The sequence below is a fragment of the Tenacibaculum profundicola genome, assembly GCF_057220795.1.
This window is the reverse complement of the sequence record NZ_CM170137.1, coordinates 2,881,484-2,900,719: the sequence shown is the minus strand read 5'-3', so window position 1 is coordinate 2,900,719 and position 19,236 is coordinate 2,881,484. Positions and strand designations below refer to the sequence as shown.

Here is a 19,236-nt window from a genome sequence, read left to right as displayed (position 1 = left end):
GTAATACTTATACCAGCATGTTTTGCCTTGCCAATGCTTATTATAAGAGACCTCCCACGTTCCGTATAAATCCATCTATAATCACGCCATCCCTATGACTCCGGCAACTCTTCCATAGTCTCGCGACTGTTTATCCTATGGAAGTGACAGGGTTCGAAGACCGTCAAAACTCTCCCCAAATTGCGAGTACACCTATCGAAGCTACTATGGGTTCACGTATTACACATTACGGCTTGATTATTTGTCCTCTAGAGCTTCAGCAAAACCCTCACGAGTCTAACTGTCTAGATTCCTTCAGAGTGAACAGCCAATTACTCTGGTGGGATTTACACAACTTCGTGGCACACTAGCGTTTAGTATATGAAAAGTAGGGCAGTTAAAAAGCACTTTCGTTTCGGTTTATTGCTTAGCTAAATATAAATATTTTGCTTTTATCTTTTCTTCTATAAACGCCAAATTTTATATTTAGCGGACTTAATTAATACTCATAGAACTTTCGGTTTAGCACAAACGCCCTATGTTTTTTTATACATTGTTAGGTGTCTGGCTTTTATTGCCGCAAACTTACTAGTGTTGTATTGTGCTTATTATTTTATCTATCCTGTTTATAAATGCATTTTTATTTAACGATAACTCTTCTTCTGAAGCTGGTAATGTAACACCATCTACTTTAAACCAGGTATTATTATTTCCTTGATTAAATAAGGTATCGGAAAAATTAGCATTTAATTCTTCTTCGCTTACATTATCTTTAAAAGGGTAGAGTAAGCCTAAACCAATAACTTTTTTGTTTAATGATTCCATAAAAGAACCATAGGTATGGATTTGAAAAAAATCTGACCTATCGTAATCGTTCCAATTAAATGCCATGTTTTTATACTTTGCATCCCAAATAATGACATTGTTGTTTTTTTCTAGGATAATGTCGGGTATCAAGCCTCTTTTATATGCTTGGTTTTGATAGGTTTTATATTTTTTGGAATAAACCTTCCAACCTTTTGATTGATAAGATTTTTTAAAGGTACTCATCATGTAATTTTCCCATATTTCTGCCATATCTAAAAACAGTGCATCTGTGGTATTATTTGCGTTTTTTTGTTGTAATGTATTTTTTTTACGTTGTATAATTTCCCATGAAAAATCGACTATCTTTTTGTAATTTAAATACATAGCGCCATAACGTATTTTTTTATAATCGTTGGCTGTAATGTTTGTATTTACACCTTGCCTTGCATGGGTTAAAACATCTTTAACATTAACGGTAAGCATGTTTTGTGTTAAGCCATATTTTTTGCAAAGTATTTGGTATGCTTTTAATAAAATAGATTGAATAACAACATCAGTTGTTTTTTCTATTTTGGAGGATACTATTTTACTTTCGTTATAAAGTGGCATTATACTTTTACGTATGTTTATTTTACCTTTAACAACATTGCTTTTGTATGTTGTATTTACTTTCTTTTTAGGTAAACCATGTACGTTAGCTTTACTCAACTCTTTAACCCATATTAAACTAATAAGCTTATTAATTAATGAATTTTGTTGCGAATTGGTTAAATTATTATTTGCTTTACTAGTGCCTAATTTTATTTTAAAAATATCTTCTAATAAATGTAAAATTGTAGCATCTCCAAAACGTGGTTTTACTTCAAAACAGTAGGCTTTGTTTTTAAATGTAAAATGTAGCTGCCCTATAAACCTACCTGTAATCCATTTTTTATGAGGATAACTGTAGCTAAGTAAAGGAACTTCTTCTTTACTAACGTGATCGCTTATTTTAAAAACGCTGTCATTTGTAAAACAATCATTAATATGCATGGCCAAGTCTGGCGCAATGTCTATAAATGAACAATCTGTTGTTTTAATATGTTTTACCTTACTTGCCAACCCCAAACTTTTTAGCTAATACCTCTGTGTGTTCTTTAATTGTTTCTTTATCGGTATTACCTAAAAAAGCAACTAGCATTGGTTTTATAGATATGTCCCATAATATATTTTTAGCTTCTTTAAACAATGTTTTTTTAGCTCTACTTTTACCAGTTAAATTTTTATGTTCTTCATAAATTTTTGTTATTTCAGCAAAAAAGGCGTGTCCTATTTGATAATCTTCTCCAAGCTCGTCTATATTAAAACTTATGTAGTTGTTTAAATCGGTACAGCAATTAACAAACGGCTCTGTTAATTGCTCAAAATAATTAGGGTTAAAATAGCCGTGTAGCATCTGGATTAAAGCTGCATCATCATAACCCATAAACTGCCATACAAATCGTCTACGTAAGGCAAAATCTATACGTTCTACCGAAAAGTCAATCTCGTTCATAGTACCAATAATGTATAAATTACTTGGTATGCAGAGTGAAATTCCTTTAACTGCTGTTTGTATTGGTTTGTTGCGGTACTCCATTGCCGAAAATAACTCTCCAAATACACGCGATAAATCTACTCTGTTAATTTCGTCTAAAATTAATATATGCGGTAGTTTAACTTTACCTGCTTCATCAGTTGTTTCAGTTTCTGCATTTGCTTTATCAATAATATCAAACAGTTGCCCTTTTACGGCTACTGTTTCAGAGCCATTATTGGTGGCTTTTAATTGGTAACCAGCTATAAAGTCTTCGTAACTTGTGTTGGGGTTAAACTGAAACAGATGTATTCTGTCTTCAATATTTTTTAAACCATTGGTAAAGTAGTTACTTAAATTTTCTTTTTTATGTAGGTAATGATTGGTAATAAAAGCTTTTGACAATTGGTTTGCGTTATAGGTTTTACCAGTACCAGGAGGCCCATATAATACCATTGCTTTTTTGTATTGCAACGACATCATTTCGAGAGTGTTATTACGCAAGCTACTTTGCCAAATGGGTCTTAATTGTTTTGAATAAAAACTTTGGTTGTAACCATGTGCTATTAAGGCTTGTTTTATTTTATAAATAGCATCATCTACCTTAAAATCTTCCGAATTTTCTAAATCTTCAGTAATTAAGGTTTTAAAATTTTGAACAATGGCGTTTTTATCTTGTATAGAAGCAATTGCTTCATAGTAATTAGGTTTTGCCAAATGCATAATTAAACTCTGCATTGCTATAGATTTATCTTTTAAAAACAAATAGGTTTCGTTATCTAAATTGTACCAATTAGTATTAAAAAGGTTAGGTGCAAAGTTTATAATTTCATCATTAACTTGTGCAACACTCTTAATTTTTTTATCATTATATTGTTCTTTTAAATGCACACAAAGCAGCAATAAAAAATCTATTTCGAATGGTTTGTTTGTTTTATGATACTGACCACTAGAACCAATACCTTCTTTAGGATAAAAATTATCTTTTTTGTGCGTGTTAAACCTTTCTTTAAAAGCTTCAGTATCTAATATTATTTTTGGCGTGGTACTTTTTGTATTAACAGTAATATCATCTGCTGGTAAATACCATAACCAGTTTAAATGTGCAAAACATAAGCGAACTTCGTAATTAGCATCTTTAAACTGATTTTTTATTTTAGACCAATAATCACTGCCATTACCTTTTATGCTGCCATCTATAAAACATTTTTTCACCTCTTGTAAATTTGTAAGCGTGAATATATTTTGTTCATTCGTTACAATGCTGTTGTTGTTTAAAATACATTCTGTTATAAATTGCTTGTACAATTCATAAACATATTCTTTTGTATTTACATTTACAGCAAGTTCAATAGTATTTTCGTTCATAGCCATATTATTTTAAACCTCTTCTAATTTTAAATCTTTCACCTTTAATGCACCACTCATTAATTTAGGTGATAAAGTGTCTCGTAGCTTTGTTAGGGTTTGGATCTTATCTTGATTAGTTTTTTTTGTGCTTGCACCTAACTAGTGTATATGCACAATTGCGCATATCTACCTTTCAAATATAAGTAAATAGGACTGAGATTAAAAGTGTTTTTAGGGTTGATTGTGTATCTAGTTTTAAGCACATCATCTAATTACTAAAATTTCATTGATTTCCCCTGTGTTTATACTTCTATATGAAATAAGCATGAATATAATCCCAAAGAATTTATCATGTTAAAAGATAAAAATATGTTTACAAATAACCGTTTTATAAACGTTTATTATAATTTACTTACCACAATTATGTCAAAGAACTTTTCCGCTTTTAAGGTGTCGGAGAACCTACTCTTTTACTTTATTTTGTTTTTGCTATTTTTGATTCATGAATTTCGAAGGTTTACTTTATGGGTTTCTTATTCTTGTTGCCATCGATATATTTATTTATTATTTCGTAGAAGATATATACAGAAAACTGGCTAGCAATATTTCAAGAATCTTATATTTCGTTGGAATACTTATCTATGCTATATTCATTTATTAACTACTCTTTATTTATAATTTGTTTACTAAATCTTGGACATAAAAAAACACCAGGCAAAAGCTACCGTCTGGACACAAATATATTTTTTATCTTTTATGATAAAAAATGCAAAGCTTTCATCACGAAGCTCTATTGTATAATTCGGGTTAAAATGAAAATAACGCTAAGAGCAATATCAGAAAGGAGATTTCAAACGCACGAAAAATATTGAAATGCCCACCTCTCCTAGTAGAGGGGGCGTGTTTAGTTAATATGGTTTTCTTTCAATTGATAACCAAAAACATATGCGAAATAAGGGTATGATTAGTAAATTTCTATAGTATATTCAAACAATAACTAGTATAACAACCAAACACATAATACACATACTAAAAAAAGGGAAAGATAGACCTTACCATTGGTAAGAGCCGGCCTTACCCTTTTATATTAATTGTGTTTTCCTGAGCCTACTCTTACCTGATGTATCTTTAATTTAATAGACTACGGACTTAGGATGATATAACAATCAGTATTCAAAGAAATCTATGTGCTATAGATTTTAAAATTTCGATATAACAGTTTTTAGGTGTTTTAGTACTTCTCTATTAGAAGGCCGTATTTCATCCGCGCTAATAATCTTACCCTGTTTATCCAAAAAAATGAATCTAGGAAGAGCCCCTATATCATAAAACTGAACAAATGCATTATCTGCACCCGAATACAACTGGATACCTTTCATTTCATTCTCCAAAATATAGTTAGACCATTGGCTAAATTCTCTATCGATACTTACTGATATAATTTCAAGATCACCGTTGTTAGAAAAATGTTCCTCTAGTTCCTTTAGGAAAACATATTCTGTTTTACAAGGTTTACACCATGTAGCCCAAACATCTATGTAGATATACTTACCTTTAAAATCAGCAAGGCTAACTTTTTCTTTGTTTTTATCTTTAAACACAAAGTTGTTCCCTACCCCCCCTATTAATTCCCTTTTGTACACATATTTAATGTTTTTCTTAAGAAGAATCCTAGCGAAATTATCAAACTTATCAAGCACATATGACATCAGTGTATCTGCTTGTTTTGACAGGTATCCTTCATTGGAGATCAACTCCCTTTTTTCTTCTATCGCAACCTTAAGATCGTCTTGATCTACCCCTTTCTTTACTTCCTTTGATAACCTACTTTGATGTTTTTTAGCATACGCTAAAAAATTGTTGATGTTTGCATAATCTCCGGTATAATGTAACGATTCATAAGGTGCATCTTTGTCGATTTCTATAGCAGTATTTCCATTCTGAGTTAACATTACCTCTCCCAACTCACTTTGGGCTCCATCTATAAACACATATAACTGATACATCTTATTTTTGGGTATGCTCAGTGTATCTTTAGCAATCTTACTTTCTGCAAACCGAAGACATGACACTATTTCCCAAGCATTTTCTTTATCGTATACGATAATGCTATCCAGCATATTTTCACTCGTGACTGTCACTTCGAGCCTTGAGGTATTATACTTTTTGTTTTTAGTACAACTCGTAGCTAGCATCAAAAACATAACTATCCTTAAAATATATTTTTTAATCATTTTATGTGAACGTAATTTACAACGATTACTTGTCATCTATTTTTACATAAAAAGTCATCGTTTTCTTGAACCTATTATAGTATAAATATACTATGTTTTTTCTAAAAGATACTTCGTTATGAATCAATATTAAACTTGAATTCAACATAAAACAGCATAAAAAGTCAATAAAACGGATCATTACAAAGCCTTTTTCAGGCTGAAGTCATCTATTCGTATGACCCGATTACCACAAAAACTACATTTCATTAAATTTTTCGTTCTGACCCGCATAATTTTAAAAATAGGCACCCTAAAATTACGTAAAACTCATGTTATTAATACCTTTCTAAACAAAGTAAGAGCTATTATTCTCTGCTAACTACCTATTAAATTTGTTCGACTCAAAGTATTCTCTTGCTATAACGAACAGAATTATTTATTTTTAAACGGAATTATGCAGTAGGAAATCTATTACCAAATGAAACCACTGTAAAATCAACCACTTCGTTGTACTTTTAAATTTAACCATAACGGTGTTATGCTAAAATTGAAAAAGCACTTGCTTTTATGGGGCTTACCTCTATCATCACGAAGTTCTATTGCATAATTCGGGTTTAATTTCAAACTACGATTTTTGTTATTTGAAAGTTTTTTTTTAGGTTTCTAGTAATCCTTTTAAACTTTTCTTTAAAAACAAGGTCTAAGCAATATTATATAAAAAAACACCCCATGTTAAAAAAAATTACCCTTATATTCTTGGTCTTGTTTTCATTTAATTGCTTTTCGCAACAAACAGTAGGTATGTTTAAAAACTCTACTGAAGCTTTCGATGGCTATACGTTGTTCGGTCCTCAAGATAGCAAAGACACCTATTTAATTAACAACTGCGGTGAAAAGGTACATAGTTGGACTAGTGCATATCTTCCAGGTCTTTCTTCCTATTTATTAGAAGACGGAACTTTATTAAGAACTGGAAGAGTTACAGGAAATGGACCAGGAGGTGGAAGTGGTATTGTTGAAATGCTAGACTGGAATAGTAATGTTATATGGAGTCATTCTGTTTCATCAACCCATGGAAGACAACATCACGATATTGAACTACTTCCTAACGGAAATATTTTACTCATCGTTTGGGATGCACGAACACAAAACGAAGTTAATCAAGCGGGGAGTTCAACCACCGTTTCTTCTATAAATTCTGAGCAAATTGTAGAAATTAAGCCTGATTTAACCAATGGAGGAGCAACGATAGTATGGGAGTGGAAAGCATGGGATCATTTGATCCAAGACACAGACAATACAAAAGATAACTTTGGTATTGTAGCGGATCATCCTGAGAAAATTGACATTAATTTTTTAACTCACAACAAAGCAGACTGGTTGCACTTTAATGGTGTCGATTACAATGCAGAATTGGATCAAATTATTATCAGTGTACATAATTTCAGTGAATTTTGGATTATAGATCATTCTACAACTACTGAAGAAGCTGCTACTTCCTCTGGCGGCATGTATGAAAAAGGAGGTGATCTTTTATATCGTTGGGGAAATCCAAGAGCCTATGATCAGGGAACAGTTAATGACCAAAAGTTATTCTTACAGCACCATACGCATTGGATTGAAAGTGGTTTACCCGATGAGGGGAAGATTATACTCTTTAACAATCAAGCTGGAACCCCTAGCAATCAGAATTATTCAACGGTCGATATTGTTGACCTTCCATTGAATGCTGACAGTACTTACTCTTACGATGGAGGGGCCTTTGAACCAGCAGATTTTTATTGGACCTATAGGGCTGCAAATCCGACTGACTTTTTTTCAAATATTATTTCTGGAGTACAACGATTACCCAATGGAAACACATTAATCTGCGAAGGAGTGGGCGGACGTTTTTTTGAAATAGATGAAAACAACGATATCGTATGGGAATATATAAACCCAGTTAATGATCAAGGCCCAATGAATCAAGGTGATCCTATTTCAAACAACAATGTTTTTAGAGTTACAAGGTATTCGTTAGATTATGCCGCTTTCAGCGGTAGAGATTTAACTCCCCAAGGGTATATTGAATCGGGCTCTACCTACAACTGTGATACCTCCACTGAAAACGACTGCAACGTAAGCAGTATCTTTTCAAATGAAACCACCAATGCCGTATGTTTTCAAACAGTAGATCATGTTCGAAAATGCTATACCAATAATATCCCTGCTCATGAATACGGTCCATTTGCAGGTGCTAATACGATGGAAGGTCAAGATTTCGAATATTCTATGTGTTTGTATCCTGAATTAACATCAACAGCTACCGCTATTTCAGAAGATCCCAATTCTCAAGGCTGTGGAGGCGGTATTATCTTTGGTGTGTCAAATCAAGGTGTTAATTACTCTCCTTTTGCTCGTTTGTACTGGGTGAATCCAAATACACAAGAAGAAAACATAAACTGGCATGTTGAAGCAGATTTTACGCTGAATATGGATTTAAATGGTGGGCATGTTAATAATGTGAGTAGATACCACTACCACAACGTCCCAACCCAATACTTCAACGATGACTTAAATATAAACGGAAGTGAGCATTCTCCGCTTTTAGGTTACGCGGCTGATGGCTTTCCGATTTATTACAAATATTTATATAGCGACGGAAATGACATAAACAGTGGTATATCAGAATTTAAAAGTGGATACCAGCTTAAATCTGGCACTAGACCTGGTGATGGAATTGTTGCTCCTGATGGGAATTACGACGGGAATTATGTTGAAGATTATGAATACCTAAGTACGTTATCGTCTTTAGATGAATGTGGAGGTCGTTTTGCAAAAACACCGGAGTATCCTGAGGGAACTTATTATTACGTACTAACTGATAACTGGCCATTCATTCCAAGATGTCTTAAAGGAAAAAACATTGATAATTCTTTTAAAATAGGCCCGAGTTGTCCAGAGTCAACCGCAGCAGAAAACTGTAGTACCGTAGCACTATCTATAGAAGACTTGAAAAAAGTGAATCTCGTATTAAATGTGTACCCAAACCCTGCTGTTGAATATATCACTTTTCAGTTTGATAATGATTTCGATTCGCATACCGTTACTGGGATAAAAATTTATAGCGCTTCTGCTAGATTAGTATATGCCTCAAAAAAGTTTCAAAAAACAATCGAAACAAATAAATTAGAAACAGGTGTATACTTTATTCAAATTGATTTAGGCAATCAACAAATCACCAAAAAAATAATAGTCCGCTAAAAAAAAGGGAGTATTACATACAAATATCAACCATTTGTTTAAGGGATCGCTTTTATAAATTTTCCCGATTTATGAATACAAAAAATAAAATACATGAAATACCTAATCATTAGTTTATCAGTTTTTTTGTTTCCTTATTTTCACGCCGCCCATATTGCCGAATATAAGTACACTCTCATAGATGATGAACTACACCTTCAATTTACTATTGATAAAGAAGAGTTATTAAACTTTCAATACAACAACGATTGTAACATACAACAAATGACGGCTTTGTGCACTTCTTTCTATATAAAAAAGAATAATATATTAGAAATTAACGGAAAGGAAATAGCCTTTCAGCTACAGGAATCGTATACACAAAACGATCATTTTGTAATGCTACTAAAAGCAAAAACGCCTATTGGTTCCGTCAAAAAAATAGCTGCGGTTAATACGTGTTTCTATGAGTTCGACAAGAAGTTCAAAAACAGAATTCTATTCGATATCAACGGGCTAAACAAATCTTATTTACTAACAAAAAACAAACATACTATTGAGCTAAATTAATATTCCGCCTCCTTTTTTGTTTTCGTTAACATAAATTTCACGAAAATTCTGCATCTTTGTAATATGCGAATATATCCTATTGAAACAGGTAATTTTAAATTAGATGGTGGTGCTATGTTTGGTGTTGTTCCAAAATCTATTTGGCAAAGAACAAATCCTGCAGACGCTAACAATATGATTGAAATGGGCATGCGATGTATGCTTATTGAAGATGGTAACCGACTGCTATTGATTGATACAGGTCTTGGCAATAAACAATCAGATAAGTTTTTCGGATACTACCATTTGTTTGGTGATTTCTCTTTAGATACTTCTTTGGCTAAATATGGTTTTCACAGAGATGATATTACTGATATTTTCTTGACACATTTGCACTTCGATCATTGTGGTGGTGTTATTCAATGGAATAAAGATCAAACAGGATATGTTCCCGCTTTTAAAAATGCCAAAGTTTGGAGTAATGAACGCCATTGGCATTGGGCGATTAAGCCTAACCCACGAGAGAAAGCATCTTTTCTAAAAGAGAATATTTTACCTATAGAAGAAAATGGTCAACTGAACTTTGTTCATAGAAACGCCATAGACCAGGTTGGTTTTGACGTAATTTTTGTGGATGGTCATACTGAAAAGCAGATGCTTCCGAAAATAGAGTACCAAGGAAAAACAATAATTTTTATGGCAGATTTATTGCCTACTGTTGGGCACATCCCGCTTCCTTACGTTATGGGTTATGACACCAGACCTTTGCTTACCATAAAAGAAAAACAAGTGTTTTTAAACGAAGCGGCAGATAAAGAATTTTATTTGTTCTTAGAACATGATGCATACAACGAATTATGTACGGTGCAGCATACAGAAAAAGGTGTTCGTTTAAAAGAAAGTTATAAATTTACAGATATTTTTAATTAAGATAGATATATATGAGAGTTTTGAAGCCCGTTTTTTATTCGGCAATGGCAATTACAACCCTAGCAGGTTGTTCTTCAATAAGTAACTTACCTGTACCGGTGGGAAGTAATGCAACTATAAATGTAGTAGCAAAAAAAGCGCCACTAACAGATTATGAAAAGGATAATTGGCAGCATTTAGATTTGGCTACTGATTCAATTCCTGGAATGAGTGTTTTAAAGGCATACAAATTTTTAGATGGAAAGAAAAACGTAGAGGTTATAGTTGGTGTTGTTGACAGTGGTACTGACTTAAAACATGAAGACCTTAAAGACGTTGCTTGGGTAAACAAAGATGAAATTCCTAATAATGGAATTGACGATGATAAAAATGGTTATGTTGATGATATCAATGGTTGGAATTTCTTAGGCAAGTCATATGCAGAACATTTAGAGTATGAGCGTATTCTAATGAACCCTTCGATTGCTGATGCGGAAACTCTAGCAGAGGTAAAGGCCTTCCAAGAGAAAAAAGTAAACGAAGCTAAAATGAATAAAGGTCGTTATGGTCAAATGCTTGAAAATTCAAAGAAAGCACATGATGCTCTTACAAAACATTTCAAAAAAGACACCTATACATCGAAAGACGTTAGTGCAATTAACACTGACGATAAAGCCCTAAAGGAATCTGCTTCTATGGCAACGTATATGTTCCAATTTGTTCCTTCTTTACCAGATGCTATTGAAGAATTATCATCAATGGTATCAAAAGCAGAAAAAACTATTAACGGTGATAATTTAAAAACCGATTATAGAACTGTTGTAGGAGATAATCCATATGATATCAATGACAAACCAGGGTATGGAGATGGTAATACGGGGCATTCTGAAAAAGGAGAGGCGCACGGATCACATGTTGCAGGAATCATTGGTGCTAAAAGAGGCAATGGAATAGGAATGGACGGTGTTGCCAATGTAAAAATAATGGCTGTTCGTTCAGTATCTGAGGGTGATGAGTATGATAAAGATGTTGCTTTAGGAATTCGTTATGCTGTTGACAATGGAGCCAAAGTAATTAATACTAGTTTTGGTAAAGGGTTTTCACCAAACAAAGAGTGGGTATTTGATGCTATCAAATATGCTGCTAAAAAAGATGTTTTGATTGTTAATGCCGCTGGTAATGATTCAAAAAACATCGACATAGAAAAGACCTTTCCAAATGATGCACCAGATCTTGTAAATGAAATTTCAGATAATGTGTTAACATTGGGTGCAATGAGCGCTAATTATAATGAAAAATTACCCGCTACATTCTCTAACTTTGGTAAAAAGAACGTAGATGTGTTCGCTCCAGGTGTTAAAATACACGCTACAACTCCTGATAACGAATACAAGAAGTTTAGTGGAACTTCTATGGCTGCTCCGTCTGCCGCAGGGGTTGCTGCATTGATTCGTTCTTACTACCCAAAATTATCTGCGAGTCAAGTAAAACATATATTAATGAATTCAGGTACTAAAATCGATTTGAAAGTGATCAAACCAGGCAGTGGTTCTGGGCCAAATTCTAAGCCAGAATTGGTTCCTTTCTCAGATTTATCTGTTTCTGGACGTGTTGTTAATGCTTATAATGCAGTAAGAATGGCTGATAGAATGGTAAATGGAAAAAAATAATTACAAAATAAATTAGTACATTTGAAAAGAGCATTTTAACCAATGCTCTTTTTTTGATAAATAACGCAAAATGAAAAGATTATTATTAGTAGGAGTTTCATTAATAACAATGATCGCTTGTGTATCTGCTCAGACACAACAAACACCAACTCCAGAAAACAGCAAAACAAGCAGTCATAGCTACTGGCAACAGCATGTGGATTACACAATGGATATTGATGTGAATGTTAAGAAATATCAATACAAAGGGACTCAAAAATTAGTGTATACTAATAACTCACCTGATCAGTTAGATAAGGTATTTTATCATTTGTATTTCAATGCTTTCCAGCCAAACTCTCAAATGGATGTTCGTTCAAGAAATATTAAAGATCCAGATAGAAGAGTAACAGATAGAATTAGTAAATTATCTGCTTCAGAAATAGGGTACATTAAGGTAAAAACGTTAAAGCAAAATGGTAGTGATGTGAAGCATAAAACTGTAGGTACTATCTTAGAAGTAACCTTAAATGAGCCCATACAACCTGGAGAAAGTGTAACTTTTGATATGCTTTTTGACGCTCAGATACCAAAGCAAATTCGTCGTTCAGGTAGAAATAATGCCGAAGGTGTAGCTCTTTCAATGACTCAGTGGTATCCTAAAATGGCTGAATATGATTTTGAAGGGTGGCATACTCCTCCTTATTTAGGTCGCGAGTTTCACGGTGTTTGGGGTAATTTTGATGTTACCTTACACATAGACAAAAACTACACTGTTGGAGGTACCGGAAATTTACAAAATCCTCAACAAGTTGGTCACGGTTACCACGATAAAAACACCGACTTAGAGCTTCCAAAAGGGAACAAACTCACTTGGCATTTTAAAGCCTCTAACATTCACGATTTTACTTGGGGTGCAGACCCTGATTATATTCATGATACATATACCATGGATAATGGTATTGTACTTCATTTCTTCTATAAAGACAACTTAGAGAAGGAGTTTATAGCCAATTGGAAACGATTACCAAAAAAGACAGCCGAATTAATGACATTTTTTAGCGAGCATGTTGGTCCCTATCCTTACAAGCAGTATTCTGTTATTCAAGGAGGTGATGGTGGTATGGAATACGCTATGTGTACTTTAATTACTGGAAAACGCAAGTGGGGAAGTTTATTCGGTGTTACCGCACATGAATTAGCACATACGTGGTTTCAGTTTTTATTGGCCACTAACGAAACAAAACATCCTTGGTTGGATGAAGGGTTTACCACCTATATATCAAATAAAGCTGAAAATGAAATTTCAGGAAAAAACAAAGAGAATCCCCATACAGGATCCTATAGACATTATAATTATGTAGTAAAAAATAATTTTGAAGAACCCTTATCAACACATGCCGATCGATATCATACGAATATGGCATATGGTATGGCAAGTTACTCTAAGGGAAATATCTTTTTAAGTCAGTTAGAATATATTATTGGTAAAGAAAATGTTGCCATAACTCTCAAGAAATATTTTACCGATTTTTCTTTTAAGCATCCTACCCCAAATGACATCAAAAGAACCGCCGAGAAAGTATCCGGTATTCAGTTAGATTGGTATTTAAATGAATGGACACAAACAACACATACCATAGACTACGGTATTAAATCTGTGAGTGGAAAAGAAATTACCATAGAGCGTATTGGAAAAATGCCAATGCCTATTGATATTGAAATCACTTATGAGGATGGATCAAAAGAACTCTTCAACATTCCTTTACGAATGATGAGAGGTGAAAAGCCAACCAATGCTACTCTTATTGAAGACTGGACCTTTGCACATCCAACTTATAGTTTTTCTGTTGCTAAAAAAATTAAAGCTGTTGAAATAGACCCTTCTAAATTAATGGCGGATATTAATATGGATAATAACACTTTCGAAGTGAAATAATACCATTTTCAACAAATATAAAAAAGGGGTGAAAGCAAGGCTTCACCCCTTTTTTATGTAAAAATTCATTACAAAAAAATCTAGAGAATTGATAACTCTCTAGATTTTTTATTTTGTTTCCTTTTGTGTTTTAACGCTCGCTATATATTTATCCCTTTATATATAACTATGGTTTGATGTTCGATTTATTCTGTAGGAATTCTTTCATCAATCATTTTTAGCGGCATATCTCCCATTAAGTCAATTAAATCTAAAATATCCCTGACTTTTTCCTCTTCCTCAGCTTGTTCAGTCACAAACCATTGTAAGAAGATTTCTGAAGTAAAATCATTTACTTGACGCGCTTTCTTAAATATATGATGAATTGCATTCGTCACTTCTATTTCAGCATCTAATGACGCTTCAAATATTGCTCTTACGCTTTCATATTCATGCGGGACTTCCATTACAACAGGTGATAACGCATTTCCCCCATTATCATTAATGAATTTGAAAATTTTCATCATATGCGTACGTTCTTCTTCCGCTTGATTATAAAAATACTTCTTACAATTAACTAGTTCTCTTTGATCACACCAAGAAGCCATAGCTAAATACTTTGATGATGCCTTCTGTTCTAACATAATTTGTTGATTTAACAAATCAACAATTTCGACATTTAAGATCATGTCTCTTCTTATTACTGTTTCCATTTTACGCAGGTTTTAGATACTATTGTAAAGGTACGGATAAAAAGAGTCCAGAATTTGTATTTAGCTAATTTAGAGGTAGTCTTAGTAAAGCATTGGAGCAGTTTTTCTTCCGAAAACAACACGCATTAAGTCTCTTAATTCAATAATTTGAGGGACTTCTAAAAAAAGTAGGTGTTTGTTGTCGGCTACAAAAAGTAAAATGAAGTTATCATTGTTAAGAATGTATTCTAGGTTTTCAAATGAAGAACATTCTAGTATTCTTTTTCTAAAGGATAATAGCTGACAAAAAGTAAGCTCAATAACTTTAAACCCTAAGTCTAACTGATAACAATTTCTTTTAGTATATACTATATTATACTGAAATTTTTTTACACACAATTCCATGTGGCAAAAGTAGTTATTTTTAATTAATCTAAAAAAGAACGAGCGTCTTAATGCACTTTTACCCCCATACTTATATCGTAATCGTATGTCAAACCGTTAATCGGCTGTTACATGTTATACGATTTACAGATACATATTTCTATATAGGTATCTGTAAATCGTATTAGTAGGTCAAGTCTTAATTTAAATAACTCAACAAGCATATTAAGATCTATAAACGTAAAACATCTTATAAAAAAAACTCGCGAATAGCGAGTTTTTAACATATATCATGTATAAAGATTTTATTACATCAATAAAGACGTTAATAATTCGGTTAATTTTGCATTAGAAGGTCTTGGCGCATTTGCATCAATAATTTTTCCTTCAGGATCTAATAATATAAACCTAGGGATACCTTGCACTCTATAGGCATTAGCAAATGATTTATCTTCTTTAGCATACAATTGCATTCCTGTCAATTGCTTTTCAACCACCATCTCTTTCCATATTGCATAGTCTTTTTTACGGTCAACTGAAATACTCACAAATTCTATATTTTTATCATGGAATTGGTTTTCTACTTTTTTTAAGTAAGGTATCTCGTTTTTACATGGTTGACACCAAGTAGCCCATAAATCAATGTATACATATTTCCCTTTTAAATCATCTAATGAAGTTTCACCTCCTTTATGATTCTCGTAATTGACGAATTTAGGTGAAACAGCACCTTTCCCTAAAGCTTTAGAAATATATTTATTTTGCTCATATACTTTATTCAAATATTGTTGAAGCATCTTAATTCTCTCTTTTTGATTAGCTGAAAAAACAGAGTCTAATTTTCGATTTTCAATTCTATTTTCAAAATCACTAACGAAAGCAGTTAATTTTATCTCAAATTCTTCTTCAGACAACTCAAAGTTATTCTTGTTATTAAAAAACTCTTCTTGTCTTAAAGCAGCCTTCGCTAAAAAATTACTTTCATCAGCTCCCTCACCTTTATAAACAATGGTTTCATCAAACTCATCGGTGTTAAGCGTTAGGTTAATATCGTCACCGTTTCTCAAGAAAAGCAACGTGTTTTCTTGACCGTCAAAAAGATAGAAAAATCCCTTTGTTACTTTCAACGTATCTTTAAAGACACCATTCTCATCAACTTTTATAAGTTTTCTAAACCCTAATTTAGAATTTGAAATAACTATTGAATCTGAATTTTTATTGGTTATTTTACCTGATAAAGAGACATAATCTTTAGGCTCATTTTTACAGGCGATTATAGCAATTGACATCAATGCCAAGTATAGTATTTTTTTCATTTTTTTGATATATTAATGAAGTGATTTAATTTTCAAATATATAAAATAGGGATGGGTATTTGAGTTTTGCGTGTACTATTTCTTCAAACAAAACCATTGACTCCATCAAATATACCCCTTTGAGCTTTGCTATATAACGTTATACACACTGAAAAACAAAGACCCACGGCAACCAGCAGATAATACGTTGTCAATGGCTTGTACTAAATATTGTATTTATACAAGACACCCTTATCTAACTTTCATGGTTAAAACTTACCTAGGGCTTAGTAAGCTATTCTGCAACTGTTCACACCTACTTCCTGTTTTTAGTGTAACTAAACTACAATGATGTGTTTTACAAATGGTAGCTACCTGATTCTATCGCCTTCACAAACAAGGTGATAGCGTTATCTATGTCAATTTTACGGGTGTTTTTCCCAACCGAAAACCTAAAAGTACCATTAACATATTCCAAGGGTAATTGAATTGCTTTGAAAATAGCAGACAAATTTTCAGTCCCTGAGTGACAGGCAGCACCTGCTGATATAGCCAATTTATTTCGTAGCTTATAGATAACTTTATTTGCATCAACGTTTTTAATACTTATGTTTAAGGTATTCGGTAGACATTTTGTTAAATCTCCGTTGATAAGAAAATCGAAACCCTTGCTTTTCAATAGTTCAACTAAATAATCTCTTATGGTTTTCATTTGAACACTATTCATTGCCAAATCTCTATGCGCAATTTCAGCCGCTTTTCCCAAACCTACAAGCTGTATTACATTTTCAGTTCCAGAACGTCTGTTACTTTCGTGGCTAGCTCCATGAATCAACTTACGTAACGTTACCCCTTTTTTTACATACAAAGCACCTATGCCTTTTGGCGCATACATTTTATGCCCTGCTACAGTTAATAAATCAACATGCAACGCGTTTACATCTGTCATTATTTTACCAACAGACTGAGACGCATCGGTATGAAAAACAATATTATGACGGTTCGCAATCTTTCCAATTTCTGCTATGGGTTGAATACTTCCTATTTCATTATGAGCATGCATAACAGAGATTAAAATTGTACTCGGAGTAATTGCCTTTTCAAGTGCTTCAACATTGATAATACCATTTTTATCTACATCTATATACGATATTTCAAAACCTTCGTTTTCTAGAAATTTACAAACCTCTAAAACGGCAGGATGTTCTATGGAAGAAGTGATGATATGATTGCCTTCTTTTTTCTTATTCATGGCTGTACCGATAATAGCATAATTATTAGCCTCCGTACCTCCACTCGTAAATACAATCTCGTTAGGCAAAGCACCTAATAAGTTCGCTACTTGTAGCCGTGCTTTTTCAACTGCCTCTTTGGCTACTCTTCCTTGACAATGCACACTTGAAGGGTTTCCATAACAATCTGTTAAAAAAGGCAACATTGTTTCAATTACTTCTGGATCATTAGGGGTCGAAGCGTTATGGTCTAGATAAATAAATGGTGTACTCATTATGACATTCTTATTTGTATGATACCTGCTGATATAACAGTCAGTATTCCGATGAATAGTATGGTGCTGTCTACTGTAAAAAACTGTGCTATAAAAATTGTTACTAAGGCTCCAAAGGCATAGCCTAAATCTCTCCAAAGTCTAAAAACACCAATACTTTTGGCTCTCTGATCAGGATTGGTAAATCCAGCTAAGGCTGCCAAAAATGTTGGATATACGATCGCCGTTCCTACGCCTAAAAAAAACGATAATACTACAAAATGCGTATACGTATTTGAAAAAAACATAAACGTCAAAGCAACCCCTTGTACTAACATCCCTATAAAAAGCATTCGTTTATTATTATATAGGTCTGACAGCTTTCCTGTTACCAATTGTCCGATTCCCCAAATAGCAGGATAAATAGCTACAATAATCGCGATGTTCTTTAAATCGAAGCCTTTGCTTGCCAATACAATGGGGAATATACCCCAAATCATACCATCATTTAAGTTATTGACAAACCCTGCTTGAGTAATGGATCCTAAGTTATTGTTTTTCCAAGTAGTCTCCCAAAAGATATTTTTAAGTGGTACCACCGTATTCGTTTTAGCTTCTTCTGAAACATGATGTACGGTATCTTTTATAAAGAAAATGCTAATTACCAATCCCAATACTACGAAAAATATACCTTGATAAAATGGATAAGGGCGCAGTCCGTATTCTGAGGCGATCCATCCGGTTGAAAACGCGACTAAGGCTATTGAAAAGTAGCCAAATGATTCGTTAAGTCCCATAGCCAACCCTCGTTGCTTTTTTCCCACTAAATCAATTTTCATTACAACGGTGCTTGACCATGTTAACCCTTGATTTATCCCAAGTAGTATGTTAGCAAAAATCACCCAATTCCAGTTTTTAGTATAGATTAAAATAAACGGGATTGGGACCGCAAAAACCCATCCAATAATCAATAATTTTTTTCTACCTAGTGTATTTGCAAGTACGCCCGTAAAATAATTCGTTATTGCCTTTACAGTACCAAAAACAATTATAAACGACAATACAACAGAAGTGGTTACAATTAAAAATTCTTTCTCCGCTAATTCTGGAAGTATTGTTCGCTCTAAGCCTACCATACCCCCCACGAAAGCATTAACCAATAGCAATAATGCAAACTGTTTCCAATTTTCTTTCAGTCCAAGCTGTACTTTTGTTGATTTCATTT

The 19,236-nt window shown here is 33.2% G+C and carries 13 protein-coding genes; 5 read left to right on the top strand and 8 right to left on the bottom strand.

Features of this window, described 5'->3' with window-relative positions; all coding sequences use genetic code 11:
* Positions 1-567 precede the first annotated feature (567 nt).
* From AC2TDS_RS12445 to AC2TDS_RS12435, 3 genes are all read right to left on the bottom strand, one after another.
* Positions 568-1,887: a 5-methylcytosine restriction system specificity protein McrC gene (locus AC2TDS_RS12445; protein WP_484735905.1), complete on the bottom strand. Its 1,320-nt coding sequence runs from the start codon at positions 1,885-1,887 to the stop codon at positions 568-570.
* Positions 1,877-3,709 carry an McrB family protein gene (locus AC2TDS_RS12440; protein WP_484735904.1) on the bottom strand — a complete coding sequence of 611 codons (1,833 nt, stop codon included), beginning with the start codon at positions 3,707-3,709 and terminating at the stop codon, positions 1,877-1,879. The genes AC2TDS_RS12445 and AC2TDS_RS12440 overlap by 11 nt, the downstream gene beginning before the upstream one ends.
* Before the next feature lie 1,181 nt (positions 3,710-4,890).
* Positions 4,891-5,925 carry a TlpA family protein disulfide reductase gene (locus AC2TDS_RS12435; protein WP_484735903.1) on the bottom strand — a complete coding sequence of 345 codons (1,035 nt, stop codon included), beginning with the start codon at positions 5,923-5,925 and terminating at the stop codon, positions 4,891-4,893.
* A 711-nt stretch (positions 5,926-6,636) separates the two neighbouring features.
* Here AC2TDS_RS12435 and AC2TDS_RS12430 point away from each other — a divergent pair.
* From AC2TDS_RS12430 to AC2TDS_RS12410, 5 genes are all read left to right on the top strand, one after another.
* Entirely contained in the window at positions 6,637-9,150 is a 2,514-nt protein-coding gene (locus tag AC2TDS_RS12430; RefSeq protein ID WP_484735902.1) for a YHYH protein, read from the top strand.
* A gap of 93 nt (positions 9,151-9,243) precedes the next feature.
* Positions 9,244-9,699: a DUF6702 family protein gene (locus AC2TDS_RS12425; protein WP_484735901.1), complete on the top strand. Its 456-nt coding sequence runs from the start codon at positions 9,244-9,246 to the stop codon at positions 9,697-9,699.
* A gap of 63 nt (positions 9,700-9,762) precedes the next feature.
* Positions 9,763-10,608 carry an MBL fold metallo-hydrolase gene (locus AC2TDS_RS12420; RefSeq protein ID WP_484735900.1) on the top strand — a complete coding sequence of 282 codons (846 nt, stop codon included), beginning with the start codon at positions 9,763-9,765 and terminating at the stop codon, positions 10,606-10,608.
* Positions 10,609-10,619: 11 nt separating this feature from the next.
* The gene (locus tag AC2TDS_RS12415) at positions 10,620-12,257 is read left to right on the top strand and encodes a S8 family serine peptidase (protein ID WP_484735899.1); all 1,638 of its coding nucleotides are present in this window, start codon (positions 10,620-10,622) and stop codon (positions 12,255-12,257) included.
* A 70-nt stretch (positions 12,258-12,327) separates the two neighbouring features.
* Positions 12,328-14,175 carry a M1 family metallopeptidase gene (locus AC2TDS_RS12410; RefSeq protein ID WP_484735898.1) on the top strand — a complete coding sequence of 616 codons (1,848 nt, stop codon included), beginning with the start codon at positions 12,328-12,330 and terminating at the stop codon, positions 14,173-14,175.
* 185 nt (positions 14,176-14,360) lie between these two features.
* Here the strand turns inward: AC2TDS_RS12410 and AC2TDS_RS12405 are convergent, their stop codons facing one another.
* The 5 genes from AC2TDS_RS12405 to AC2TDS_RS12385 all read right to left on the bottom strand — a co-directional run bounded on the left by AC2TDS_RS12405 (position 14,361) and on the right by AC2TDS_RS12385 (position 19,234).
* Positions 14,361-14,843 carry a ferritin gene (locus AC2TDS_RS12405; protein WP_484735897.1) on the bottom strand — a complete coding sequence of 161 codons (483 nt, stop codon included), beginning with the start codon at positions 14,841-14,843 and terminating at the stop codon, positions 14,361-14,363.
* A gap of 105 nt (positions 14,844-14,948) precedes the next feature.
* The gene (locus AC2TDS_RS12400; protein ID WP_484735896.1) at positions 14,949-15,251 is read right to left on the bottom strand and encodes a hypothetical protein; all 303 of its coding nucleotides are present in this window, start codon (positions 15,249-15,251) and stop codon (positions 14,949-14,951) included.
* A 287-nt stretch (positions 15,252-15,538) separates the two neighbouring features.
* On the bottom strand, positions 15,539-16,546 hold the full coding sequence (locus AC2TDS_RS12395) for a TlpA family protein disulfide reductase (RefSeq protein ID WP_484735895.1): 1,008 nt from the start codon (positions 16,544-16,546) through the stop codon (positions 15,539-15,541).
* A gap of 337 nt (positions 16,547-16,883) precedes the next feature.
* Complete coding sequence (locus AC2TDS_RS12390) at positions 16,884-18,032, bottom strand: cysteine desulfurase family protein (protein WP_484735894.1); 1,149 nt, start codon at positions 18,030-18,032, stop codon at positions 16,884-16,886.
* Entirely contained in the window at positions 18,032-19,234 is a 1,203-nt protein-coding gene (locus AC2TDS_RS12385; RefSeq protein WP_484735893.1) for an MFS transporter, read from the bottom strand. The genes AC2TDS_RS12390 and AC2TDS_RS12385 overlap by 1 nt, the downstream gene beginning before the upstream one ends.
* Positions 19,235-19,236 lie beyond the last annotated feature (2 nt).